We start from the raw sequence: 25,301 nt of genomic DNA on the forward strand, positions 1-25,301 counted from the left end.
AACTATCTTCCTCAGAAGTTTTTATATGAGGTCCGAATTCCTATTCATTCTAGAAATAACATTCATTAAATATTATGACTGCACTGTCTTTAGCTGAATTGGTTTAACTAAGAAATAGCCATAGCCAATTGTGAAGAACAAATAAATAACTGCAATAGACCAACCTAATAAATTCAGAACACCTGAAACTACCGTAAGTGTAGTCATAACAAATGCTATCAGATCATAAACAAATAAAGCGAGTATTATTGCTCTCCGGGCATCAGATTCAGCAGCATTTCTTGCAAACCAGCAAAGAAATAAATTACCAAAGAGAGCTGAGCCATATTCGCGGGCGGTAAAAATTCCTCCATCGCTTAATGTTGCGCCAAATATTGAAAGCAGTTTATCCGGTACTGCAAGTAAGAGAATACCAAATACGAGGCATACTAATGCTTTGATGACCATTAAATTTTTTAAACTCATAACAGACTCCTCTGTTGTGTTGTTTGAAAATCAATTAAGGCGAGATGCACACTCGCCTTAAAAAAGTTATCAATCAGCAAAATTGTGATTTGCTATTTTATCTCTCCTCCGTGGTCTCCAACCATTAGCCATTTACCATCCTTCTTCATCAAGATATCTGTCCATCGTCCTTTTTCAGTTATTGGCTTGCCATCACTGCCTTCCATAACTTGAGTATAGTAGTAATGTGCATAGGCAAAGTTTCCATTAACCCATATCCTTGCAGGTGTAATAACATAGTAGACTGTTTTTCCCTTTGTTGTCCAGTAACTTAAAGATTTTTGTGCGTCTGCTTTTGTACTTGGAGCTCCATTTTCATATGACCATCCATAATATGAATCGTCGAAGTAATTAAGAAACTCCATTGGTTTATCTGATACACTTGCAGACCAATAGGCATCTACTCCTTTCCAAACATCCTTCTGCTCATCTGTCCACTGCTGGGCTAAAGAATAAGTTGAAATGAAAATAAAAAGTACAAGCAGAGTACCAGAAAATAGATTTCGCATAACTCCTCCTATTTTTTTGTGTTGATAGATTATATTTAACAGCATTTCTGCTTCGGGAGAGAAGGTCTGTAGTCTGTAAAGTAGAGTAGGAATTCAGTTATCTATATTCTTACTCCCTCCAAGTAGAAAAGAATTACCTTATATATAGTGCAACAAATTTTTCATATTATCAAGAAGTAACGCTTTGTAATTAGCAATTGAAAACTCATCTAGCCTGTATTGACAATGGTTTTTGAGCAAAGAAATATTTTTGTTTATAAGAATTATTCGATCAAAAATTAAACCCCCACCAGATTTGGCTGATGGGGGCCAGCCCCGGCATCTACTCCGAGAGAGAGGTAAGTACCGGAGACTGAAAATTATTTTAGAAGAATCATCTTTTTTGTGTTTTTGAAATTTCCAGCCTTAAGTTGATAGAAATAGATTCCGGATGCTAGATCCAGAATGCCAGATGAATTAAATTCAACTTCATACTTCCCTGCTGGTTTGTATTCATCAACCAGAGTTGCAATCTCATTTCCCAAAACATCAAATACTTTTAGCGTTACATCACTGCTTACCGGTATCTGATAACTGATCACTGTTCTCGGATTGAATGGGTTGGGAAAATTCTGAAACAGTTCAAATCCATTAATAGACGAAAATTCCCCTTCAACTCCTGCAGTCCCCTGGGGAACAATTTCTTCTACCACATCTACTGCTTGAGCTACAGAGTCAATTCCCCCGACAACATATAATCCACCTTTATATTCGGCTGTAGCCATCCAGTGCCTTTTGGAACTAAGTAACCGTGTATCTAAAGCCCAGGCGTTAGTAGAAATATCATATCTAAGTATAGTGTTATATTCCGCACCAGTCGCCCCACCAATATTCCCGCCGGCAAAATAAATAAGATTATTAATAATGCCCATCGCACAGGCACCTACTTGATAAAGAGAATTAGCAAGCCGCGTCCATTGGTCTATGGCTGGATTATACTTGTAAAACGATGAGTCGTCCCATCCTATAATGTATACTTCATTCTGATAAAGAATTGAGCTGAGGTCTCTGGTTCCGGTTGCTGTATTAAATGTTTTGGATGACCAGGAATCCGAGGCGATATCGTAAGCAAAACATTCCCCGTCAGGATTAAATAAGTAAATAACGCCGTTTAATACTTCTGCGGTTATTCCCCATGTATGGTATGTATTCGGACTGGAAGCCAGGTAAATCCATTCGTTTGTATTCATATTGTATCTTCTGTTGAGCTGAGGACCAGATGGCCAGGCACCTAAAAGATATACCTGATCGCCAACAAGGACAGAGGTAACCCCCCACATATTATTATCGGGTATGGAATCATAGTATGCCCAGTTGTTTCCGTCAAATTTATAAACTCGCGGGTAACAAGTACTGCCAGACCAATTGTTTGAACCTCCGAAATGGTAAATTGCGTTCTGCCAGACTTCACACGTTCCCGCACCCATTGGTATGGGAAGATTCGGTAATTGTTGTGCAAGTGATGAGAAAACAAAAAGCAGAACAAAAAGGAGAAATAAAATGTTCTTCATAGCGTGCCTCCTGTTAGAAGTTGAAAAAGTTAATTTCAAAACTTCTGCTTCGGTAGAGTAGTTTGGTGTGCAGTCTCAGCAAGTCATTCAGAAAAAAATCTCTGTACATCTTGCTCTATCGGAGTAGAAAAATATTATCCTGTAAATAAAATGCAAATTGTTCCTTGCATAATCAAGCAACACTTACCAATCAGCAAACAATTGTAGCGGCTAATTGAATTCGCCCAAAACAAAAAAGGGGCGTATGTGTTACGCCCCTGCGAAATTAATTTATAATTATCCTACGGTGTTGGCGGTACCGGATCCTCATCATCTCCGCCTCCGCTGTCTCGCACAAAGCTCTGATCAAAAAAGTCCATACACCTGTTTACATCTCCTACGAACATTGCACCGATAAGATGAACATTCTTCATCAATTCAACTTCAACTGCATCGCGCTGAACGCTTGTGGATGTTTTTGAATCTGCTACTTCACCGATCTTTACAAGCTGCGAGGTTCTTGCTGTTGTGTATGCAGTTAAGTAACCCTGGAACTCTGTAACAAGTGCGGCACCAAGCTGAGCCTGGTGTGCAACTGCCGCGTTAACAAACCTGTTCATCAGCATTTCAATGTTTTGCAAAGTTGCCTGACTGTATTCCGTTACACCAAGCGGAAAGAACTCCTGATACTGCGGCGAATCTTTTCCGAATGTTGCTCTTACGAGACCTTCCTTCTGACTTACAGCCTTCTTAAAATTAGCAACTGCATTCTCTACTGCAATCGTCAAACCCTGCTGAACCGCAAACTTTGTGTCCTCATCCGTTATCGAGCCGAAGTAACCTGAATATGCATTAGTAACATCGGTTATCATCTGCGAAAAATCCCCTCCGCCGTTATTAGCCGAAAGCCTCTGCAGATGTATCTCTGCAAACTTCCGCAGGTTCTCGTCGCTTATTTTGTTTGTGTTGAAGTGGTTTTTAAAAAAGGTTTCCATGTTTATCATGGCGTAGGCTCCTTTTGATTTGTGAGTGATGTTGTTAATTAGCCAAAGCACAGCAATTATTACTCAGCATCCCGCACACAGCTAACACAAATATAGAATAATTTGATAATATTTGCCAAATAGCAAATAATATGATTTCCAAAACCGGAAATAGGGCTCTAATTGCTTAGGGTGGCACTTCCAAAGTTGGAAATAGGGGTCTAAAGCTTTAGGGTGGCATTTCCAAAACTGGAAATAGGACTTTAGTCGGTTAAGGTGGTATTTCCAAAGTTGGAAATAGGGGTCTAAAGCCTTAGGATGACATTTCCAAAACTGGAAATAGGACTTTAGTCGGTTAGAGTGATATTTCCAAAGTTGGAAATAGGGCTCTAAAGCCTTAGAGTGGCATTTCCAAAGTTGGAACCCGCCTACCGTTAGGTAGGTAGGAATTTTGAAGATTTTGAGGGGTTTGGTTGGTTTCCTTGGAAAGAATTATGAAGTTTATATTTGAATTATAAATAATTAATGTTAAAAATTTTTAGAGGGAAGAATAGGGAACAAAATTATGGCAAAGGAAAAAGCTGAAAAAACCTGTTTTGTAATAATGCCGGTAACTACTCCTAAAGATAAGCTGGAACAGTATAAAAATGATAGAGATCATTTCAAACACGTACTTGACTGCTTATTTATTCCGGCTATAGAAAAAGCTGGCTTTCAAGCTATTAGGCCAATAGCAACTGGTTCAGAATTAATTCATTCGAGAACAATAACGCAACTAGAAAAAGCAGATTTGGTTTTATGTGATCTTTCAATTTATAATCCAAATGTGTTTTTTGAGTTAGGAATTAGAACTTCGATGAATAAAAGAGTATGCCTGGTTAAAGACAATTTTATAAAAAAAATTCCTTTTGATATTGGGCCTATAAATTGTGAAGATTATAGTTCGGCTTTAGATGCCTGGTTGTTACCAACTGAAATTGAAAAGCTTTCTTTACATATACAATCAAGTTATGAATCAAGTGAAAATAATACACTTTGGGAAAAGTTGGGAATAGCGAGCGTAGCTCAATCTATAAAACCTTCTACTGGTTTAGAAGGGCAGGTTGAATATCTGAGTTTACAAATGGCAAGTTTAGCAGCTAAGATTGATGATAGATTTGATCAACAGAGAAAATTCAACATAGTTGATAAAATGAACCAAAAAGATTTGTCCAATAATCGTGGTTTTATTTCCGAATTAGAAAGTATCCTTATTAATAATAAGATTTCTCCTTTTACAATTAAATCGACAAATAAAGGTGAGTTTAAAATAATAATTAAAGAAGAGCCGAGTGGTGGTCTACTAGATTCTTTAACACTATTGAGTTATGATCATGGTATATCTATTATAGTCTCATCTCCAAGCGGGGATTACGTTCTCAATACAAACGCTTGGAAATAGTTTTGCTTTTGAAATTATATCTTTCAGATGTTCCTGAATAAACTATATTTATGAGTACAAATGACATTAATAAATTTAATTCGCTAAAAATAAAAGAATAATTATCATTTAGTATTATGAACACCCTCTACCTCGGCGATTGCTTAAACGTTTTGCGGGATAACATTCCCGATGAAAGTGTTGACCTTGTTTACATTGACCCGCCTTTTAACAGCAAGCGTGATTACAACATTTTCTTTGACGATAAGGAAATACAAACTCAGCGTATTGCATTTGAGGATACGTGGACACTTAAAAACATTACCGACTCTCTCGCAGAACTGCACACACTAAAAACCGATAACCTTTATTATCTCTTGCTTACTTACCAGAAAGTAGCTCCGCACGCTTTCCCCTACTTAACGATGATGGCTTTAAGAATACTTGAACTGCACAGAGTACTTAAACCAACCGGAAGCTTTTATCTCCACTGCGACCCGACAATGAGCCATTATCTTAAAACTATTTGTGATTTGATTTTTGGAGAAGAGAATTATCGCAATGAAATTATTTGGAAACGTTCACCCTTTGCAGGAAGCAGTAAATCACGCGCACTACAATTGCCAAGAAATCACGATACAATTTTATTTTTTACAAAATCTAATGAAAGAATTTGGAATGTACCTAGCATTCCTTATGATGAAAAGTACTTGCAAAGATTTAAGTGGCAGGATGAACGAGGTTTTTATAGAAAAACTTTATTAAAAACATATAGTGATGAAACATTAGAAAGACTTCGAAGCGAAGATAGATTAATCGAACCAACTAAACCTGGTGCAATGTATTCATATAAACAATATTTAGATGAAAGTCGCGGTTACAAACAGATAGACGATATCTGGATTGATATTAATATGATTAATCCGGTTGCTAAGGAACGTCTCGGTTATCCAACACAAAAACCAAAAGCATTACTTGAGAGAATAATACAGGCAAGCAGTAACGAAGGCGATATAGTTCTCGACGGTTTCTGCGGATGCGGCACAACCATAGACGCAGCAGAGGGTTTGCACCGCAACTGGATTGGGATAGATATTTCACCGATTGCAATATCGCTTATCAAACGCAGATTAAATGACACTTATGAGAAAAGTCTAAGCAAGTTCGAGGTAAGAGGCACTCCAATAGACGAGCAAAGCGCAATAGAACTCTGGAAACAAAATCCGTTTGCATTCCAGGATTGGTGGCTAACCGAGTTCGAGGTTTTTTCAACAACCTTTGGCACAAAGGGCGCTGACAAAGGCGTGGATGGACTTGCACAATACTTAAAAGACCCAAAGAAGCAGGATGTAATTAGAGCGGCGTTCCAGGTAAAAGGCGGACACATTCAATCAAAAGATATAGATGCTCTGCTCGGTGCAATGGATAAACACAAATGTGAGATCGGTGTTTTCCTTACGATAGAAGAACCCACCAAACCAATGCTCGATACAGTTGCAGGTTCAGGCTTTGTGGAAATTCCGGGCTACAAAATTCCAAAGCTGCAGATACTAACACTAAAAGATTACTTCAAGAACAAACTGCCTAAACTTCCGCAGGTTAACATCACCTTCAAAGCTGCACAGCTAAAAGGAAAGAAAAAACAAAACCAGATAAAGCTGGAGATGTAGAAGATTATGGCAATCGTAACAGGGGCAACCATAAAATTGGATGACGGTACAAAGCTGGAAGCTCACGCATCAGGCAGCAGTTTTGCAATACTCTGTCCTAATTGTAAAAAACATCCTATTCTTTTCATTGCACAGAGGCTTCAAGAAGGCTCTGAGCGCGACAATCCTGCTATCTGTAATGGTTGCGGCAAAAGCTATTACATTATTAGCAATCTAAATCCTAGCTTTTTAAAAGAAATAATAATTAAAGCGGTTTAATAATTGTGTGTAATCAGCCAAAGGCTTTAGCAGGAAGAAAAGCAAAACCAGATAAAGCTGGAGATGTGATATGAAAAAAAGTATTATTTTTTTATTCATCAGTCTGATTGCTGTTAGCTCTTCCTGCGATGATAGTACTACTAACAGTTATTTTCCAAACAGCTTAATTCCCTTCAAGCTAAACAACTCCTGGGAAAGCGTGCATTTTTTATACGACTCATCCGGTATACCATTCTATACTGATACCATTGTAGCCCAAATTGTTAAAGACACAGTTATCTCTGGTATTCGTTTTTATAAATATGGGCTCTATTCTATAGATCATTACACTAGTAAAGATGACGGGATTTGGTTATACTTTTTTCATTTCGTCGATAGTACAGAGGAACACTCTTTGTATTTCAAGTATCCGTGCAAACAAGGCGATACATATAACTTCACATTAGGCAGACCACACGCGGTTGTAACAGTCTTATCAACAAATCAGAATATTCAGGTAGAGGCAGGAACGTTCTCGTGCATATTATATCGATTTGATTTAGAGGGACTGGACTCTTATCATAATTATTATATTGCTCAAGGTGTCGGAATTGTTAAGGCTGAATCTTATAGGTCTAAAGTATCCGGCACATTTTTTAAAAGTGCCGAGGATCGATTACTATCGTATCATTTAAATTGATGACATCGCAATAAAGAAAAAACAAAACCATTTTTTCTTAAAGTCAAGTGGAATCGATTTGTAATCAGCAAATAAAAACCCCTGCCGATAAATATTGACAGGGGCTTGAGTGAGTTAAAAAATATTTTTATTGTCTGCTAGTTAAGTCCTCTTTTTTTCAGTAACGCTTCAACTGTGGGCTTTCTTCCTTTGAACTTAACATAAAGTTCCATCGGATCTTCGCTGCCGCCTTTTGAAAGAATATTATTTCTGAATGAGTCTGCTGTTGCTTTGTCGAACAAACCGTTTTCTGCAAATGATTCGAATGCATCCGAGTCAAGAACTGCTGACCATAAATAACTGTAATAGCCTGATTCATATCCCCATGTTGCGATGTGAATAAAATTAGTTGTCAAATATCTTGGCCAGATCTGCGGTATCAAACCCATCTTATCAATTGATGCTTTTTCAAATTGAATAACATCTTTTTCCTCAGTGTCAGTAATTACATGCCAATCCATATCAAGCAATGAAGCTGCAATGTATTCTAATGTTTCAAATCCCTGGTTGAAGTATTTCGAGTTGTCAATCTTATCTATTAATTCCTGGGGAATTGTTTCGCCTGTTTTATAATGCTTTGCATACATTTTCAAAACTTCAGGCTGCATTGCCCAGTTCTCCATTATTTGTGACGGAAGCTCGACAAAATCGGAAGGAACTGAACCAGCACTTGGATAAGTAACATTCTGAAATAACACGTGAAGTGCATGACCGAATTCGTGGAATAACGTTCTCACTTCATCAAGACTAATCAATGCCGGAACATCAGAAGTCGGCTTTGAGAAATTGCCAACATTTGTGACGAGCGGAGTGATGTAATTTCCATTCATATTACTTTGACCTCTGAAGTCTCCGCACCACGCACCATTTGTTTTACCGGCACGAGGAAAATAATCTGTGTACAAAATCCCGATATGTTTGCCGTCAGCTTCTTTAACTTCAAAAACTTTTACTTCAGGATTATAAACTTCAATGTCTTTTCTATCTACAAATTGCAGTCCCCAGAGTTTTGTTGAAACCTGGAAAACTCCATCTATAACATTTTCCAGCTTAAAATACGGACGAAGCATTTCTTCATCGAGTGCATATTTTTCTTTTTTGACTCTTTCAGCATAAAACCACCAGTCCCATGGTTCGAGATTGAATTTTCCACCTTCGGCATCGATTATTTTCTGCATTTCTCCAGCTTCCGATTTTGCTCTTTGAACAGTGGGCTCCCAGATTTCATTCAGAAAAGAATAAACATTGTCAGGCGTCTTTGCCATTTTCTTCTGAAGTACGAAATCAGAATAAGTCTTAAACCCCAACAGATTTGCTTTCTCTACTCTAAGAACAACAATCCTGGAAAATATTTTTTTATTATCAAGTTCATCGTTGTTATTACCGCGGTTCATATATGCTCTGTACATTTTCTCACGCAGATCCCTCTTTTCAGAAAATTGAAGGAAAGGAATTAGAGTCGGCTTATCAATCGTGAACAACCACTTACCGGTCAATCCTTTTGCATCAGCTTTTTCTTTTGCTGCCTGGATTGAAGTTTCCGGAAGTCCGGCAAGATCATCATCCTTATCAACAATAAGTTCAAATTTGTTATTCTCTTTTCGAACGTTGTCTCCGAATTTCAAAACAAGCTGCGAAAGTTCATCATTGATTTTTCTCAGCTTTTCCTTGTCTGCTTCACTCAGATTTGCACCGCCTCTTACAAAATCAATGTAATAATTTTCAAGTACTCTGCTTTGTTCTGTTGTCAGGTTAAGGTTTTCTTTTTCGTCGTAGAGAATCTTTATCCTCTGAAACAACTTGTCGTTAAGGTAAAAATCATCAGTATGCTTTGAAAGCATCGCAGTTGCTTTCTCCGCAATCTTTTGCATTTCATCATCTGTGTCTGTGCCATTAAGTGAGCTGAAAACCTTATTGACTTTGGTGAGCAGTTGTCCGCTTTTTTCTATTGCTTCAATTGTATTTTCGAATGTCGGCTTATCCTGATCATTCACGATTGCATCAAACTCCAGGTTCTGAAGTTTTATTCCTTCTTCATAAGCCGTGAGGTAATGTTCATGCTTTATCTGGCTGAATGGCGGTGTTTGATATGGTGTTTTCCATTCACTAAAAAAAGGATTATCTGAATCCTGCGCCTTTACTGAAAGGTTAATGATCAACATAAATACAAAAATAAATGGAAGACATAAATATTTATTCATCTGGAACTCCCTGAAGATGTTGGATAATTTGTGATTTGAGGCGGTCAATAATATTCTGAAAATAATTTAGTTGCTGAATTATAGAAATAAGATCAGCCGAAATCAACAAATTTTATTTTATCGGTAATAAAAATTTATGGAGTTCTTCTCATTCTCAATTAGATTAAAAAGCAAAATAAGGATGGGGATTAGAAAATCGAATAAGCCGAACAAATTAAATCAGAACCTGTTCGGCTTACGCGAAATTAATTGGGAGAAATTGTGCTATTAAGGTTAAATTCCTGTAAAGGTCTTTTCGATCCAATACTCCGTAGTGCCTCAGTAAGAGTTTTGTAGCACGGGATTATTTTGTTAATACCGGTAACTATAAATAATTCCTGTTTAACAAGCTTAGGGAAAACAAGCGCCAGCTGACCGCCTTTCTCGTTCAGCTTTCTTAGAATTTTAACTAGCATCCCTAGAAATGTCGAGTCGACGTTGTTGCAGAAGGATAGATCAATTACTATTCTCTTACGATTGAATAGAAGCTTGGATTCAAATTCATCCCACAAAGGTTTCGCATCCCTGTGCGTTGCAATAAGGATATCCACCTTAACGACAACTATTTCGTCAATAATATTTATTTGAAAATCGCTCACAACTATTTATCCTCTTTTGTTTATTTTCATTGTGAGAGACAATACTAATGCCAGTAAAATATCCTCTAATTACAAGTTTGATGAAATTATTAAAGTTTCAATTTTGGATAGTAATTCATTTTGGAACAAGAATTACATTAAAACGAAAATTTTTGTTTGATAATTGGCAACCATTGTGAGCAAGCACGGAGGAAGCCTCTGCCTATTTATTCAACAGAGGCTCGTAATTGAAAAGCTTATTTAATAAGTGACATTTTTTTCGTTTCGATAAAACTTCCGGCTCTTAATTAAATGAAATAGAGTCAGTTTATTAAGTAAGCTCAATCTTTAGTCTTAACAGCAAAAGGCAGGTAAATTCTGAAAGTTGTTCCGATTCCAAACTCCGATTCAACTTCAATTTTACCGGAGTAGGAATCCACTATGCGCTTTACGATTGACAGACCAAGTCCCGTCCCGCTGATTGATTTGGTAAGCTCGTTCTTTGCACGGAAGAATTCAGAGAATAATTTTTTCTTTTCTTCGGGTTTAAGTCCGATGCCTGTATCTTTTATTTCGCTTATCAGGTAGTCTTCCGATTTTGATATTGTAATTGATACAGAACCGTTCTCTTTGTTGTACTTGACTGCATTGCTGATGAAGTTCGTGAAGAGTCTGTTTATTTCATCATAATCAGCTTTGATACAGGCAGCATCGCTTTCACAATTTAGTGAAACCGAAATTCCTTTTTTATTAATTTCAACCTGGAACAGTTCAATTACAGATTTTATAACTTCTTCAACACAGACCTGCTTAATTTCACGCCTGACTGTTTTCATTTCCATTCTTGAAATATCAAGTAGGTCGTTCACCATTTTAAGCAGACCATCAAGTCTTAACTGCGAGCGCACAATGTAGTCTTTCTGCTGTTCCTGCGAGAGTTTTATTTTATCATCAGTGATCAGGTTGAGAAAACCATAAACAGCAGCTATTGGTGCTTTCAGTTCGTGTGATACCATTGAAACGAACTGCGACTTGAGCTGCTCAATCTTTTTCAGCGCGGTAATGTTCCTGATTACAACAACTACACCTGCAAGTGAATTATCAGGATGCGGAACAGGAGATGCTGTTGCTTCGACAAACAATTCTCCCGACGGCTTCATCTCCACCTGCGATGAATATGTGCTTGGATGATATTCTTCGTTGCTGAGGATTTTATTGATCAGCCCGGCAATTTCCGGATGAAGTCTGCCGATTATTTTCTCCTCAATGTGAATTGATTCAAGATCAAGAAGCTTCAGTGCGGCAGGATTGTAAAGCACTGCTTCACCAGCTTTGTTAATTACAAGCACTCCGTCACTGATTGAGTTGATTATTGTATTGAGTCTTGTTTTTTCAAATGCAACTTCGAGGAGACGTTCTTCCCTTTCTTTACGCCATTTATCCGCTTCAACATAAAGCAGTCGTGTCTGGTATCCTTCTTTCAGATTTTGGATTAGTTCTTCCGGAGGAAAGGGTTTGGGAATGTAGCCGTGTGCTCCAAGCCTTGTCGCTTCTACAGCAGTTTCATAGCTTGCGTATGCAGTTGCAATATAGCAAACAGTGTGCGGAAATTTCTTTTTAATCTGTTTCAGAACTTCTATGCCGTCAACGTCGGGCATTTTCAAATCAATTACTGCAAGATCAAATTCTGCTTCAGTTCCAAGTCTGATTCCTTCGGTGCCGTTTTCTGCTTCCGTCACTTCATATTCTTCCATCTCAAGCAAACGCTTTACACCAATGCGTAACGCTTTCTCATCATCAATAACTAAAACTTTTGGTTTGTATGTGGTCATAATTTTATAGTTTGTCATTACGAGGAATCTCGGCAAAGTCGGGATGACGAAGTAATCCGCTTACTTACAGAGATTGCTTCTCCGGCAATTGCCGGATCGCAATGACAGCTTTGGTCAGACTGAGCCTGTCGAAGTCTGACTCAATTATTGTCACCCTTCGACAAGCTCAGGGTGACACCTTAATCATTTCTCTTTCAATTCAAAAAAGCTTTCAAGCTTCTGAACAAAATCATCAATCACTACCGGTTTATTAACAATTGCATCTGCTTTTATCCATTCCTTCTCTTCACTTGTTGAAGCACCGAACTTAAAGCCAGTTTCGTAAGTTGCTGAAGTCAATATAAACACAGGAATATGTTTCCCATGCTCATCTTTCTTTATTCTGTAGCAAAGCACAAAACCTGAATCGTGTTGTTCCATTATCAGGTCAACAACCGCCGCATCCGGTTTGGATTTTCTAAACTGTTCCCATCCTTCCTTTGAACTGTTTGCTGTTACAACTTCATAACCTTTTGATTCAATTAAAATTTTATTTTGTTCAAGAAGATCGAGGTCGTCATCAACTAATAGAATTTTCTTTTTATCTGTCATAATGCTTTCGCTCCTTCAAATGTTGCATCTGTTTGGTACGTCTGATGTTTTGGTAATGTTATCTTAAACGTCGTTCCTTTTCCTGTTTCGGTTATGAAATTAATGTTTCCTTTGTGCATTTTAATTATGCCGTAAGAAATTGCGAGTCCGAGCCCTGTTCCCTTGCCAATATTTTTTGTTGTGAAGAATGGAGTGAATACTTTATTCTGATTTTCTTTTGGTATTCCATTTCCTGTATCAGCAATTTCAATAATAAAATTATTCTGGTCCGACAAAATGTTGATTATCAACTCTTTCTTTTCGCTTTCGCTCATCGCTTCGCAGGCATTCTTAATTACATTTATGAAGACTTGTTTTAGCTGATCTTCATCGCCTGTTATCTTATAACCATTCATTAAAATGTTGAACTTAAAATCTATTTGCCTGTATTCAGAATCAAATGTAAATGGTTTTAATATTTCCGTGATTGATTCTGTTAAATCGAACTCGGTTAGTTTGAGTTTTCCCTGTCTTGCAAAATTCAGCAGGTTGGAAACAATATTCTTGCAGCGGTTCGCTTCTTCAACTATCAGCTCTAAATCCTGCGTCCGCTGATCCTCATTATAAATTTTTTCAAGATCACGTTTTAACATCGATGCATAAAGTAAAATTGTTCCGAGTGGATTATTAATTTCGTGAGCAACACCGGCGGCAAGTTGTCCGATTGATGCAAGCTTTTCAGCAACTCTCAATTGTTCCTGTGTATCACTTAGATTGTCATAAGCATTTTTCAATTCCTCAATCAGGTAAGGAAGACACATTTCTTTTTCTGCAAGGTCCTTTGCAATTGCAACTGCATATTCACGGCAGGTTGGATAACCGCACGCACCGCAGTTCAATTCGTCTTTGGGATTGAACTTACCTGTCTGTGCTAGTATTTCTTTTATTTTTTCTTCAGAAGGATACGGACGTCTCTGATTGTCAACTTTGAAACTCCTTGCAAGATTCAGCTTTCTTGCATTGTAAAGGTTGCTCTTCCAAACTCTGCGGTCAACGGTGTTAATTTTTTCGTTGATATAATTGATAACTTTTTCTCTTCGTGCATAGTAATTGAGAGTTGTATCAATTGCTGGCCCGCTAATACAGCCCTCGCAGAAAAGAATATCTGTAAAATTAGCATTGATATGATTGTTCGATATCTCTTCAATTATCTCCAGAACTTTTTTCTTTCCTTCAACTACAATTATGTCTTTCTCGAGAATGTCATCAACAACATCTGTGGTTTTCAGCAATCCACCTGCAAGCGGGTAAGCTTTTCCCATCATCGCATAAGGTCCGTCGAAGTCACTATCTTCAAGCTCATCAATATTAATTGACTGGTGCTCAAACATTTTCTTAAGCTCAGTGAAAGTGAGGACTGAATCAATTACTCCTGCGACATCTTCATCCTGAGCCTCGTGCTTCTTTGCAACACAGGGACCGATGAAAACAATTTTAACATCTTCACCCTGAGTTTGTTTCAAATATTTTCCAAGCGCAATCATCGGTGAAACTACTTTTGCTAGATTTGGAACAAGTTCCACATAGTATTTCTGAATGAAACTCACCACGGCAGGACATGCAGAGCTGATGATTGTTTTTTCCTTTTCATTGTTAATGATTTCCATATAGTTATTCGCAATCAGATCGGCGCCGAATGCAGTTTCAATTACTTGCGTAAAGCCGAGTTTCCTTAATGCGCTCGGAACTTGTTTATAATTATCAGGAAATGATGCAGCAAATGATGGAGCAACTATAGCAACTGCATGATTTGTTTTTAGAAGTTCATAGGTAATATCAATTTCAGAAAAAATCTGCTTAGCATCCTGCGAGCAAACTTTAACGCAATGTCCGCAGGCAATGCATCTCTCTTCAATCACCTGTGCCTGAGCATCAATGACTCGTATTGCAGAAGCCGGACATTCTCTTACGCAAGAGTAGCATCTCTTACATCTGTCTGATATTGTAGTTACTATTGCCTGGTTCATAATTTCATTTCTTATTTGCCATTCCGTGCTTGACACGGAATCTATTGCACTCTCTTATGGATTCCTGCTTTCGCGGGAATGACAGTTGCTGTCAGACTGAGCCTGTCGAAGTCTGACTTATTTACCATCACCCTTCGACAAGCTCAGGGTGACACTTAGTTTCTTAAAAATTTCTTTTTATCAAAATACTCTGTGTGCAAAATCTCATGAGCTTTGTGTGAATTCGGTTCACCAAAAAATTCTCTGTAAAGAGTTTGCACGGATTCATTCTCGTGTGATCTTCTTGTCTTCGCATTCTCATCAATTTTGTAAAGAGCTTTGATTCTCTTCATAACTTTTTCTGGTTTTTGATGAATGGGCTGACCTCCACCGTTTATACAGCCGCCGGGACAAGCCATCACTTCAATGAAATGATGTTTCGAATTTCCGCTCTGCACCTGGTCAAGTATTTGTCCAACGTTTCCAATTCCATTCACAACTGCGATGTTAACATCAAGATCACCGATTTTAACGATTGCTTCTTTCACTCCATCCATTCCGCGGATTTCTTCAAACTCAAGATGCTCAAGTTCTTTTCCGGTCATCTTAAAATAAGCTGTACGAAGCGCAGCTTCCATCACTCCGCCGCTAGTTCCGAAAATCGCCGCAGCACCTGTTGATTCACCGAGTGGATTATCAAATTCACTATCGGGAAGATCATTAAAATCGATTCCTGCAATCTTAAAAAATCTCACAAGCTCTCTTGTTGTAAGCACAGCATCAACATCAGGCATAGTTTCACTTGAAAGTTCAGGGCGATCTGATTCATATTTCTTTACTGTGCATGGCATAATCGAAACAACATAAATGTCTTCGGCACTTATTCCCATCTTCTTTGCATAATACGATTTCAAAACTGCTCCTTCCATTTCATGCGGGGATTTGCAGGTTGAAACGTGATCTAAAACTTCCGGTTTGTTCATCTCAATATATTTAACCCAGCCGGGGCAGCAGCTTGTAAACATCGGAAGACTTCCGCCATTCTGAATTCTGTTTATTAGTTCAGTCGCTTCTTCCATAATTGTAAGATCAGCGGCAAAGTTTGTATCGAAAACTTTATTGAATCCCAATCTTCTTAAACCTGTAACAAGCAATCCTGTAACGTCAGTTCCGAGAGGCATATTAAATTCCTCGCCGAGCGAAGCACGAACTGCGGGCGCAATTTGAGCAATGCAGTATTTCTTTTTATCATAGATGGCATTTGCAACTTCCTTGATTGTGCTTTTTTCTCTGAGTGCTGCAGTCGGACAAACAAGAATACATTGTCCGCACAAAATACAATCGCTTACATTTAATCCTTTGTTGTATGGCGTTGTAACGATGGAGGTAAATCCTCTCCTGGTAAAATCAATTGCACCGACTTTCTGGACTTCGTGGCAAACACGAACGCATCTTCCGCAAAGAATACATTTTGCAGGATCGCGTTCCATTGATGCACTGGAAATATCAATTGCATGACACTTGGTTTCTCCAACATATCTGTGTTCGCGGACGCCGTATCTTTCCGATAAATCCTGAAGCTCACAGTTTTTATTTCTGACACAGATCAAGCAATCCTGCGGATGATTTTCTACGAGAAGCTCAACGATAGTTTTTCTTGCTTTGCGAACTCTCGGTGAATCTGTTTCGACAACCATTCCTTCTGAAACAGGATAAGCGCATGAAGGAGTTAATCCTCTGAAACCTTCAACTTCAACCGCACAAATTCTGCATGCACCTGTTGGATCAAGATTCTTCAAATGGCAAAGTGTCGGTACTGATATTCCAACTGATTTAGCAGCATCGAGGATTGTCATTCCTTCTTCTGCGTTTACTTTTATTCCATTTATTGTTAACTGAACCATTTATAACTCCAAAATTTTTCTATTTGTCACCCTAAGCCTGTCGAAGGGTGATCTCACCATTTGTCAGACTTCGACAAGCTTAGTCTGACAGCAAGTTATTCTTAGTACTAATTAATATTTATCGCATCAAGACGGCAGATTTCGTAACACATTCCGCATTTAATACATTTGTTATCAAGGATGTAATGCGCCTGACCTTTTTCACCGACAATTGCTTCAACGGAACATTTTTTCACACACAATCCGCAGCCGCTGCAAACTTCATTGTTTATTGAGAATGTCAACAGCTCCTTGCACACACCCGATGAACATTTCCTGTCATACAAGTGCTCTTCATACTCATGACGGAAATATCGTAATCCTGAAAGGACTGGATTTGGTGCTGACTGACCTAAGCCACAAAGTGATGTATCGCGAATTACATCAGCTAATCTCTGCAAGTGTATCATTCCTTTGAATCTCTGAAGCTGATCAAGCTTGCTTCCGTCGCTTCCGTATCTCTTAGGAATCCGCTCGATGATTTCCAGCATTCTCTTTGTACCTTCACGGCAAGGAACACACTTGCCGCAGCTTTCTTCCTGTATGAATGTTAAGAAGTATTTTGCAACATCAACCATGCAGGTTTCTTCATCCATAACAACGAATCCTCCAGAACCCATCATAGCACCGACTTCTTTCAAAGATTCATAATCAACAGGAGTATCAATAACACTTTCAGGCAGGCAGCCGCCTGATGGTCCGCCAATCTGAACAGCTTTAAATTCTTTCTTTTCAGGAATTCCTCCGCCGATCTTAAAAACAACATCGCGAAGAGTTACACCCATCGGCACTTCAACCAATCCAGTGTTTTTAATATTTCCGCTGAGTGCAAAAACCTTTGTGCCTTTTGACTTAGCCGTACCGATTTTAGCAAACTGCTGTGCACCCATCATAATTATCGGAGGAACGTTCGCATAAGTTTCAACATTATTGATGACTGTGGGTTTGCCAAACAATCCTGATGCAACAGGATAAGGTGGACGTGGTTTTGGCATGCCTCTTTTACCTTCAATTGAACCTATTAGTGCTGTTTCTTCTCCACATACAAATGCACCGGCACCTTTTTTAATTTTAATATGAAGAGAAAATCCACTGTTGAGAATATTATCACCAAGTATTCCGTATTCTTCACATTTTGCGATTGAGTTCTGCAATCTTTCAATAGCAAGGGGATACTCAGCACGGCAATAAATGTAAGCTGCTGTTGCACCAATAGCATAAGCCGCTATCATCATTCCCTCAATCACACGATAAGGATCGCTTTCAAGAAGAGAACGATCCATAAAAGCACCGGGGTCACCTTCGTCAGCATTGCATATTAAATATTTCTGATCTGATTTTTGTTTTGCAGCAAGCTCCCATTTTTTACCTGTTGGGAATCCTCCGCCGCCTCTTCCTCTTAGTCCGCTTTCAAGAATTTCTTTTACTACTTCTTCGGGTTTCATCAACCTTAAGACTTTATCAAATGCTTTAAATCCACCGTGGGCGAGATATGCATCAATCGAAACAGGATTTACTATTCCGCAATTTGCTAGTACAATTTTCTGCTGATGCTCAAAGAACGGAACTTGTTTTAAGCTTATCACTCCGTTTGATTTTCCGTGGCTGCCAAGAACTTTTTCCTTGTAAACTTCTTTATCGACTAAAGTTGTTTTGATTAATCTCGGAACATCTTTCACAGTAATTTCCTGATAGGATATTCTGTCTTTACCGGGAAACTTTATATCAACGATTGGTTCAACTGCACAGAAACCTATGCAGCCGGTTCCTTCAATTGTTGCTTCGATGTTTAATTTTTTAAGTTCAGCTTCTATTGCTTCTTTTACTTTTGCTGCACCAGAGGCAAGTCCGCAGGTTCCCATTCCAATCATAATTATTGGATGATCGTGCTCTTCATATTTTAAACGCTTGCGCAGTGAAGTTATTTCGTGTTCACATTTTTCATCATGATGACAAAGTGGTCCTTCGGTACAGCATTGAATGAAATGTTCGCAAGGTTTATCAGTTGTATGCCAGCATTTTTCACAACAGAGTTGGTTGAAATCTTTCATTATACAACCTCCTCTGCCTTCTCAATTTTTTTTGCTGTCTGATATTTCTTAAGAATTTTAGGAATATCTTTTACGGAAATTCTTCCGTGATAATCTTCATTAACCAATATTACCGGGGCAATTGAACAAGCGCCAATACAGTTTACTACTTCAAGAGTAAATTTTTTATCACGTGTAGTTTGGCCAGCTTTTATTCCCAATTCTGTCTCTAACGCATAAAGTATGTTTGCAGAATTTTTAACGTGACAGGCAGTTCCTCTGCAAACGCGAATTACATTTTCCCCAAGAGGTATTAACCTGAATTGATTATAAAAAGTTGCTACTCCGTATACTCTGCTCAACGGCACTTGAACAAAATCTGAAATATCTCTTAAAGCATTTTCCGGAAGGTAACCATATATTGATTGGATATCCTGAAGAAGAGGGATTAAACTGCTTCTATCATTTTCCTGGTAATTTTCAAAGATCTGGTTGTGCATTATTTCCTCAAAATTGAATTCTTTGCTTGCAGTTTTAATGTCATTTAAGATGCCATCGAGCGAATTGAAAAAAGTTGTGCTAAGTTGAAAATTCAAATCAATAAATAATACTTAGCAAATAATTTTTCTTTCTTTTGAGAAGTGCGTTGTTGAAAGATGGAATTGGAATGTGAGCTATATCATTCGATCAATTTGAGCTCTTGACAAATTCTTGAACACTAGTTGGTGTCAATTGTTTACTGAAGGGAATATAGGTTCTATTGTAAGTATTATTGATAAAAGAAATCAGCGTACTGTAATCTGTTATAGGAATGTCTAATAGTTTTGCTTGCTTTATTTTTGATTGTAATAATTTTCCTGGGAGCTGACATCCATCACAATGAATGATAAGTTTATAGTCTGATATGTTTGCTGGGAAACCGAAACCATTTGAATATTCTATCTGCAGCTTTTTGTTCAAACGGGAATTAAGTAAGAGCGAAATTTTATTTTTTCCAAGATCATACCTCTGCAGGTGGCTATTGCATGCCTCCGAGATAAGAACTTTGTCACCATTGTCCAGATTACTAACTTCTTTGATACCATTTAGAAATTCGTGATGCATTCCCCGATTTTTATTCAGCAGAAACGAATAAGTTGTCAGCTTAATATTTTCGCTAATCAGAGGAGCTATTCGTTCAGCACTAATGCTGTCTGAAATAATAAGATCCGGTTGCCTTTTAAGCTGTTTAAGTCTGTATGATAAATCGCTTTCATTTATTATAATATTTCTTATTTCTCCAGGTAAGATTTCTTTGACAATTTTTATGTGTTCTTCAATGATTCTTCCATTAAGCAATCCATAGTCATCCGGAACAACGAAAACAATAAAATCTCCTTTGCAGGCAACATCTTTTAAGTATTGATTTTTATCTCTGCTAGGTAACAGATGAATCAATTTCTTTTTAAAGTATTCTATCCCTGCATTTTCCTTACAGGAAATTTCGAAGTGAGTTACTTCCAGAGCGCTCAATTCTGTCAAAAGATTCTGATTGATTCCAAACTCTACTTTGTTAACTGCAACTAAAAACGGAACTTCAATCTTTCTAAGTAATGTAATCAGTTCAGTTTCACTTTTAGTTAGTCCGCTTCTTGCATCTAAGACAACTATTGCAAAATCTGCAATGGAAATTGCTTTTATTGTTTTATTAATTATTTTCTTTTCAAAATCCTCTTCACTATCGATTCCTGCTGTATCAACAATTACAACAGGACCATATGGAAGTAGTTCAACCTCTTTACTTGTTGGATCGGTAGTTGTACCGGGATATTCATTAACGACGCAGAGTTCCTGATTGACAATCCGGTTAATCAATTTAGATTTTCCGACGTTTTGTCTTCCGACTATCGCTATATGTATTTTTTCTGGAACTTCAGAGTTAATCATTTGACCGGAAATAAATATTTGAAGAAATTCCCCAAAGAGTTTTATAATTAGCTTTTTGGCAAAAACTGTTCCATCAGTCTTTACATTCAAAAGGATAAAAAGTGACTTGATTTTGTAGTCAGTGAAGGAAAAGTGTGGGTCATCATTCCATATATAAAAAAGTGCTTCTCTTTTATTAGAAAATTCTGATCTCTACATATATTTTTTTAAGATTGGATTATTCGCTTATAGCTTACTCATCGTTTTATTAAAGATTTACCAATGTTAATAATTCAATACTCAGAAAGTCTGCTCAAATGGAAAATCAAACTTCAACTTCACGCACTTCAGCTCTCGATAAATTCACGATAGTATCTATGCATCAGTTTTAAAGTATAGATTAGCGTTAACATATTGTCTTCTCGGTTGTAAATACTCCTGCGAAATACGCAAAATTGGACGGAAAGAGAGACAGTTGTCGCTGTCGCCAAATAAATTCGACTAATACACCATTAAAGTCGATAGTTTTAGAATTTTACCTCTATAATAAATCCAGCAACTCTTCCATTGTAATAAAAACCGTCCTAACCTAAGTTTGTTTCATCAATAAATGTTAAACTAATTTGAGGTTATATTGAAGTCATTAATCATTGTGTTTTTAACGTTAGTTGTGGGTTTCATGGTAGGCTTTACTATATTAAAAAGTGATAATAATGAAAAAATTGAGCGAATTTTAATAGATGAATTCGTTCCTGCAACTATTAAGGAAAACACCGTTAATACTTCAGCTGTCGAGTTTATAGATCGTGGAACTATGAAGGCATCTTGGTACGGACCTAAGTTTCACGGCAAGCTGACTGCAAATGGAGAAGTTTATGACCAAATGGCGTTTACAGCTGCTCATAAGAGCCTGAGTTTTGGAACGCTTTTAAAAGTTACCAATACGAAAAACGGCAGATCGGTTGTTGTACGGATAAATGACCGTGGCCCTTACATTGAAGGCCGAGATTTGGATCTTTCGAAAGGTGCAGCGATTGAACTTGGAATTCTGCGGAAAGGTGTTGCACGTTTGAATATTCAGGAGGTTACGTTAACAGAAAAAGGAACACAAACAGCACTAGTTAATTAATCAGATCAAAACTTATTTCAGCCCGATCCCTAATGATCGGGCTTTTTTATTCCCGATTCTCAATCTCCATCCTTAAATTTACCCCACCTGAACTAATAAATAATTAAATATGAACAAACTAAACCTCGGCTGTGGAAAAGATATAAAGGCTGGCTACATCAACCTGGATATTGTTGATTATGGTGGGAATATGATTCACGATGTCAATTACTTCCCATATCCATTTGAAGAGAATTACTTTGATGAGATTTATGCTTCACACGTTCTTGAACATTTAAATAATTTTCACAACACAATTACAGAACTTTATCGTATCCTCAAGCCAAATGGAATTTTGATCGTTTACGCTCCATTCTTTTTAAATACTAAATATTTTGGTGAACCCGATCATAAGATTCCGTTTTCAATAAGGACTTTTGATAATTATGAAGACATCGAAAATCGAAAATTAAAATTTTACGAAAAATGGAAATTAAATCATCGGACAAATTACCAGGGCAAAGCACAATTTGAAGTTCTTGAAAAAAAATTTATCACCTCGCATTTTGCAGCACTTAAGTGGATGGATTTTATTGTCAATATTGAGCCAGTGATTTATGAAAGGTTTTTCGCTGGAATTTTTTCACCTGAAGAAGTTTACTTTAAATTACGGGCAATAAAATAGCGGGCGTTCAGTCCTTCTTTCTGATAACTTCGATTATTATCCAGAGCCATCCTATTAGAAAACATACTCCACCAACTGGTGTAATCATTGCAAAAAATCTAATTCCCGAAGTTGAGTAAAGGTAAAGTGAAAAAGAAAAAAGTATAATTCCTACCAGAAAAAATATCGAGGATAGTTTGCTTTTGATAAAATTCGTTAAAGATAAAACCAGTAACACAATTGTGTGAATGAATTGATACAATACACCGGTCTTATACACTTCAAGCATTTCAGATGAAAGTTTTTCTCTCAATCCGTGTGCGCCAAATGCACCGATTGCTACGGCCGTAAAACCTGATACCGCGGAAATAATTATCCAAAACTTTTTATCATTCATTAGATACCTCAAATGCATTGAATAGTTGATATTAAATTCTTTAAATTTGTCAGCAATTTAATCAATTACAAAAAGAGAAATGAAAGCATTACAAAAACTTATCCTGCCGGTATTAATTATTGTAGCAATAATCCTTGTGTACCAATTCTACTTTGTGAAAGGTGAAAACCTAGGTTCGTATTCCGATTTTGACCTGAATAATAATGCAGTTAAAGACATAAAGGTTCAGCTGCTTATTGACAGAGGAATTGAAAACATGGGTGCTGAAAACAGTTTTTATACTTCAGACAAGAATGGTCAGGTTGTTAAAGCTTATGGCGATTCACCTTTACCTGAAGGTTTTCAGCAAGCTGGAGTGATTACATTAAGAGGTCATTTAACCCAAAGCGGATTTCATTATCACGAGATTTTGCTCGACTGATAAATGAATAATTTTAAGCTTGTATCTCACTACAAACCTGCCGGAGACCAGCCTCAAGCAATTGAAAAACTTATTGAAGGATTAAAGCAGGGAGATAAATTCCAAACACTTCTTGGAGTAACAGGAAGCGGTAAAACTTTTACTATCTCAAATGTTATCGAGCAAGTAAATAAACCAACACTAATTATCTCCCACAATAAAACTCTTGCGGCTCAGCTTTATTCTGAATTCAAATCTTTCTTTCCTGAAAATGCAGTTGAGTTTTTTATCAGCTACTATGATTACTATCAGCCGGAAGCTTATGTTGTTAAAAGCGACCTCTACATTGAAAAAGATTTTTCAATCAACGAAGAGATAGATCGATTAAGATTGAAAGCTACGACTTCACTTATTGAAGGAAGAAGTGATGTAATTGTAGTTGCAAGTGTAAGCTGCATTTATGGAATCGGTGCACCGGAAGAATATGCAAATCAGATAATATTTGTAAAAAAGGGTGAAAAGTTAGATCGAAAAAAATTTCTGCGAGAATTAATTGATATTCACTTTGTAAGAAATGATGCTGAGTTCGGTAGAGGAACTTTTCGTGCTCGTGGAGATGTGATTGAAATAATTCCTGCTTACCAGAATGAAGAAGCCATTCGTGTTGAACTTTGGGATAATGATATTGAAAGAATTTCTATAATCGATTCATTAACCGGAACTATAGTACGTGAAGTTGAATCTGCACCTATCTATCCGGCAAAATATTTTGTTACTGACCGTGACAAAATGCAGAAAGCTATTTATAACATTGAGCTTGAGCTGGCGGAAAGATTAGAAGTCTTTCGAAAAGAAGAAAAGTATCTTGAAGCACAGCGTCTTGAGCAACGAACAAAGTTCGACATAGAAATGATGAAAGAAATTGGTTACTGTTCCGGAATTGAAAATTACTCGAGACATATGGATGGACGAGCACCCGGTTCGCGACCATTCAATTTGTTCGATTATTTTCCGGATGATTTTCTTTTGGTAATTGATGAATCACACGTTACTATTCCGCAAATCCGGGGGATGTATAATGGTGACAGAAGCAGAAAGAGTACTTTAGTTGAATACGGCTTTCGACTTCCATCTGCACTCGATAACAGACCGATGAAATACGAAGAATTTATGGAAATGTTAAACCAGGTAATTTTTGTAAGTGCAACTCCCGGCGATTATGAACTTGAAATGAGCGGCGGAGTTATTGTTGAACAAATTATCCGCCCGACGGGATTGCTTGACCCTGAGATTGAAGTTCGTCCAATCAAAGGACAGATAGATGATCTGATAGATGAAATAAGAACAAGAGCACATAAAAAGGAACGCACACTTGTTACAACACTAACAAAAAAGATGGCAGAAGATCTCGCTGATTATCTTGATAAAATAAAAATTAATGTTCGTTACATTCACAGCGACATCGATTCCCTGGAAAGAGTAGAAATACTTCGCGATTTAAGATTAGGTGAATTTGATGTTCTTGTTGGAGTCAACTTGTTGAGAGAAGGATTAGATCTTCCAGAAGTTTCACTCGTTGCAATTATCGATGCTGACAAAGAAGGATTCCTCAGAAGCGAGAGATCGCTTATGCAGGTTGCCGGAAGAACTGCACGAAACGTAAATGGGAAAGTAATTATGTATGCTGATGTAATTACTCAATCAATGCAGAAGACAATATCTGAAACAAACCGCAGGAGAAAACTTCAGAAAAAATATAACGAGCAGCACAATATCATTCCGGCAACTATATATAAAAGCATGGAAGAGATTCTCGCCTCGACTTCACTTGCAGAAGTCAGAAAGAAAGACGAAAAAGAAGATTATGGATTTGCTAAAGTTGCTGAGCCAGTGTTGAAGTATATGAACAAAGAACAGAAAGAAGATTTGATTGAGCAGTTAAGAGAGCAGATGCGAAACGCTGCAAAAGATCTTGAGTTTGAAAAAGCTGCTTCTTTGAGAGATGAAATTTTAAGACTTGAAAAGATGGTCAAATAG

The 25,301-nt window shown here is 37.5% G+C and carries 22 protein-coding genes; 8 read left to right on the forward strand and 14 right to left on the reverse strand.

All coding sequences use genetic code 11. The features are described from left to right. Positions 1 to 72 precede the first annotated feature (72 nt). The 4 genes from IPM14_11390 to IPM14_11405 all read right to left on the reverse strand — a co-directional run bounded on the left by IPM14_11390 (position 73) and on the right by IPM14_11405 (position 3,546). On the reverse strand, positions 73 to 465 hold the full coding sequence (locus tag IPM14_11390) for a hypothetical protein (protein ID MBK9098696.1): 393 nt from the start codon (positions 463 to 465) through the stop codon (positions 73 to 75). 92 nt (positions 466 to 557) lie between these two features. After that, positions 558 to 1,013: a nuclear transport factor 2 family protein gene (locus IPM14_11395; protein MBK9098697.1), complete on the reverse strand. Its 456-nt coding sequence runs from the start codon at positions 1,011 to 1,013 to the stop codon at positions 558 to 560. Positions 1,014 to 1,372: 359 nt separating this feature from the next. Continuing rightward, positions 1,373 to 1,924: a T9SS type A sorting domain-containing protein gene (locus IPM14_11400; protein MBK9098698.1), complete on the reverse strand. Its 552-nt coding sequence runs from the start codon at positions 1,922 to 1,924 to the stop codon at positions 1,373 to 1,375. A 920-nt stretch (positions 1,925 to 2,844) separates the two neighbouring features. Then, positions 2,845 to 3,546, reverse strand: a complete 702-nt coding sequence (locus tag IPM14_11405) for a hypothetical protein (GenBank protein MBK9098699.1) — start codon at positions 3,544 to 3,546, stop codon at positions 2,845 to 2,847. A gap of 544 nt (positions 3,547 to 4,090) precedes the next feature. Between IPM14_11405 and IPM14_11410 the strand changes: the two genes are divergently transcribed. The 4 genes from IPM14_11410 (at position 4,091) to IPM14_11425 (ending at position 7,552) form a co-directional block, all read left to right on the forward strand. Further along, entirely contained in the window at positions 4,091 to 4,966 is an 876-nt protein-coding gene (locus tag IPM14_11410; GenBank protein MBK9098700.1) for a hypothetical protein, read from the forward strand. Between the two features lie 116 nt (positions 4,967 to 5,082). Continuing rightward, positions 5,083 to 6,615 carry a restriction endonuclease gene (locus tag IPM14_11415; GenBank protein ID MBK9098701.1) on the forward strand — a complete coding sequence of 511 codons (1,533 nt, stop codon included), beginning with the start codon at positions 5,083 to 5,085 and terminating at the stop codon, positions 6,613 to 6,615. A gap of 6 nt (positions 6,616 to 6,621) precedes the next feature. Beyond that, positions 6,622 to 6,873, forward strand: a complete 252-nt coding sequence (locus tag IPM14_11420; GenBank protein ID MBK9098702.1) for a hypothetical protein — start codon at positions 6,622 to 6,624, stop codon at positions 6,871 to 6,873. 70 nt (positions 6,874 to 6,943) lie between these two features. Next, positions 6,944 to 7,552 carry a hypothetical protein gene (locus tag IPM14_11425; GenBank protein MBK9098703.1) on the forward strand — a complete coding sequence of 203 codons (609 nt, stop codon included), beginning with the start codon at positions 6,944 to 6,946 and terminating at the stop codon, positions 7,550 to 7,552. Positions 7,553 to 7,689: 137 nt separating this feature from the next. On the opposite strand, the gene IPM14_11430 is transcribed toward IPM14_11425, so the two are convergent. From IPM14_11430 to hydF, 9 genes are all read right to left on the reverse strand, one after another. Continuing rightward, positions 7,690 to 9,792 (reverse strand): M3 family metallopeptidase, encoded by a 2,103-nt coding sequence (locus IPM14_11430; GenBank protein ID MBK9098704.1) that lies wholly within the window; start codon positions 9,790 to 9,792, stop codon positions 7,690 to 7,692. 245 nt (positions 9,793 to 10,037) lie between these two features. Then, positions 10,038 to 10,430, reverse strand: coding sequence for an STAS domain-containing protein (locus tag IPM14_11435; GenBank protein MBK9098705.1), 393 nt, complete (start codon positions 10,428 to 10,430; stop codon positions 10,038 to 10,040). Positions 10,431 to 10,750: 320 nt separating this feature from the next. Then, the gene (locus IPM14_11440; GenBank protein ID MBK9098706.1) at positions 10,751 to 12,241 is read right to left on the reverse strand and encodes a response regulator; all 1,491 of its coding nucleotides are present in this window, start codon (positions 12,239 to 12,241) and stop codon (positions 10,751 to 10,753) included. A 183-nt stretch (positions 12,242 to 12,424) separates the two neighbouring features. Further along, a complete protein-coding gene (locus tag IPM14_11445) occupies positions 12,425 to 12,832 on the reverse strand; it encodes a response regulator (GenBank protein ID MBK9098707.1) in 408 nt (135 codons plus the stop codon). After that, a complete protein-coding gene (locus tag IPM14_11450; protein ID MBK9098708.1) occupies positions 12,829 to 14,838 on the reverse strand; it encodes a 4Fe-4S binding protein in 2,010 nt (669 codons plus the stop codon). Before IPM14_11450 ends, IPM14_11445 begins: the two co-directional genes overlap by 4 nt. A gap of 155 nt (positions 14,839 to 14,993) precedes the next feature. Beyond that, positions 14,994 to 16,721, reverse strand: a complete 1,728-nt coding sequence (locus IPM14_11455; protein ID MBK9098709.1) for an iron hydrogenase small subunit — start codon at positions 16,719 to 16,721, stop codon at positions 14,994 to 14,996. Positions 16,722 to 16,828: 107 nt separating this feature from the next. Then, positions 16,829 to 18,811, reverse strand: coding sequence for an SLBB domain-containing protein (locus IPM14_11460; GenBank protein MBK9098710.1), 1,983 nt, complete (start codon positions 18,809 to 18,811; stop codon positions 16,829 to 16,831). Next, positions 18,811 to 19,290 carry an NADH-quinone oxidoreductase subunit NuoE gene (nuoE, locus tag IPM14_11465; protein ID MBK9098711.1) on the reverse strand — a complete coding sequence of 160 codons (480 nt, stop codon included), beginning with the start codon at positions 19,288 to 19,290 and terminating at the stop codon, positions 18,811 to 18,813. Before nuoE ends, IPM14_11460 begins: the two co-directional genes overlap by 1 nt. Positions 19,291 to 19,477: 187 nt before the next feature. Then, positions 19,478 to 20,716 carry a [FeFe] hydrogenase H-cluster maturation GTPase HydF gene (gene hydF, locus IPM14_11470; GenBank protein MBK9098712.1) on the reverse strand — a complete coding sequence of 413 codons (1,239 nt, stop codon included), beginning with the start codon at positions 20,714 to 20,716 and terminating at the stop codon, positions 19,478 to 19,480. Positions 20,717 to 21,374: 658 nt separating this feature from the next. On the opposite strand from hydF, the gene IPM14_11475 reads away from it, so the two are divergent. Beyond that, positions 21,375 to 21,824, forward strand: coding sequence for a septal ring lytic transglycosylase RlpA family protein (locus IPM14_11475; GenBank protein ID MBK9098713.1), 450 nt, complete (start codon positions 21,375 to 21,377; stop codon positions 21,822 to 21,824). Positions 21,825 to 21,933: 109 nt separating this feature from the next. After that, positions 21,934 to 22,488, forward strand: coding sequence for a class I SAM-dependent methyltransferase (locus IPM14_11480; protein MBK9098714.1), 555 nt, complete (start codon positions 21,934 to 21,936; stop codon positions 22,486 to 22,488). Positions 22,489 to 22,495: 7 nt separating this feature from the next. Here IPM14_11480 and IPM14_11485 read toward each other — a convergent pair whose 3' ends face one another. Then, positions 22,496 to 22,864: a DUF423 domain-containing protein gene (locus IPM14_11485; protein ID MBK9098715.1), complete on the reverse strand. Its 369-nt coding sequence runs from the start codon at positions 22,862 to 22,864 to the stop codon at positions 22,496 to 22,498. 79 nt (positions 22,865 to 22,943) lie between these two features. Between IPM14_11485 and IPM14_11490 the strand changes: the two genes are divergently transcribed. Both IPM14_11490 and uvrB read left to right on the forward strand, forming a co-directional pair. Beyond that, positions 22,944 to 23,285, forward strand: coding sequence for a hypothetical protein (locus IPM14_11490; GenBank protein ID MBK9098716.1), 342 nt, complete (start codon positions 22,944 to 22,946; stop codon positions 23,283 to 23,285). Positions 23,286 to 23,288: 3 nt separating this feature from the next. Further along, entirely contained in the window at positions 23,289 to 25,301 is a 2,013-nt protein-coding gene (gene uvrB / locus IPM14_11495) for an excinuclease ABC subunit UvrB (GenBank protein ID MBK9098717.1), read from the forward strand.

The organism is bacterium (assembly GCA_016716565.1).
GTDB lineage: Bacteria > Bacteroidota > Ignavibacteria > Ignavibacteriales > Ignavibacteriaceae > IGN2.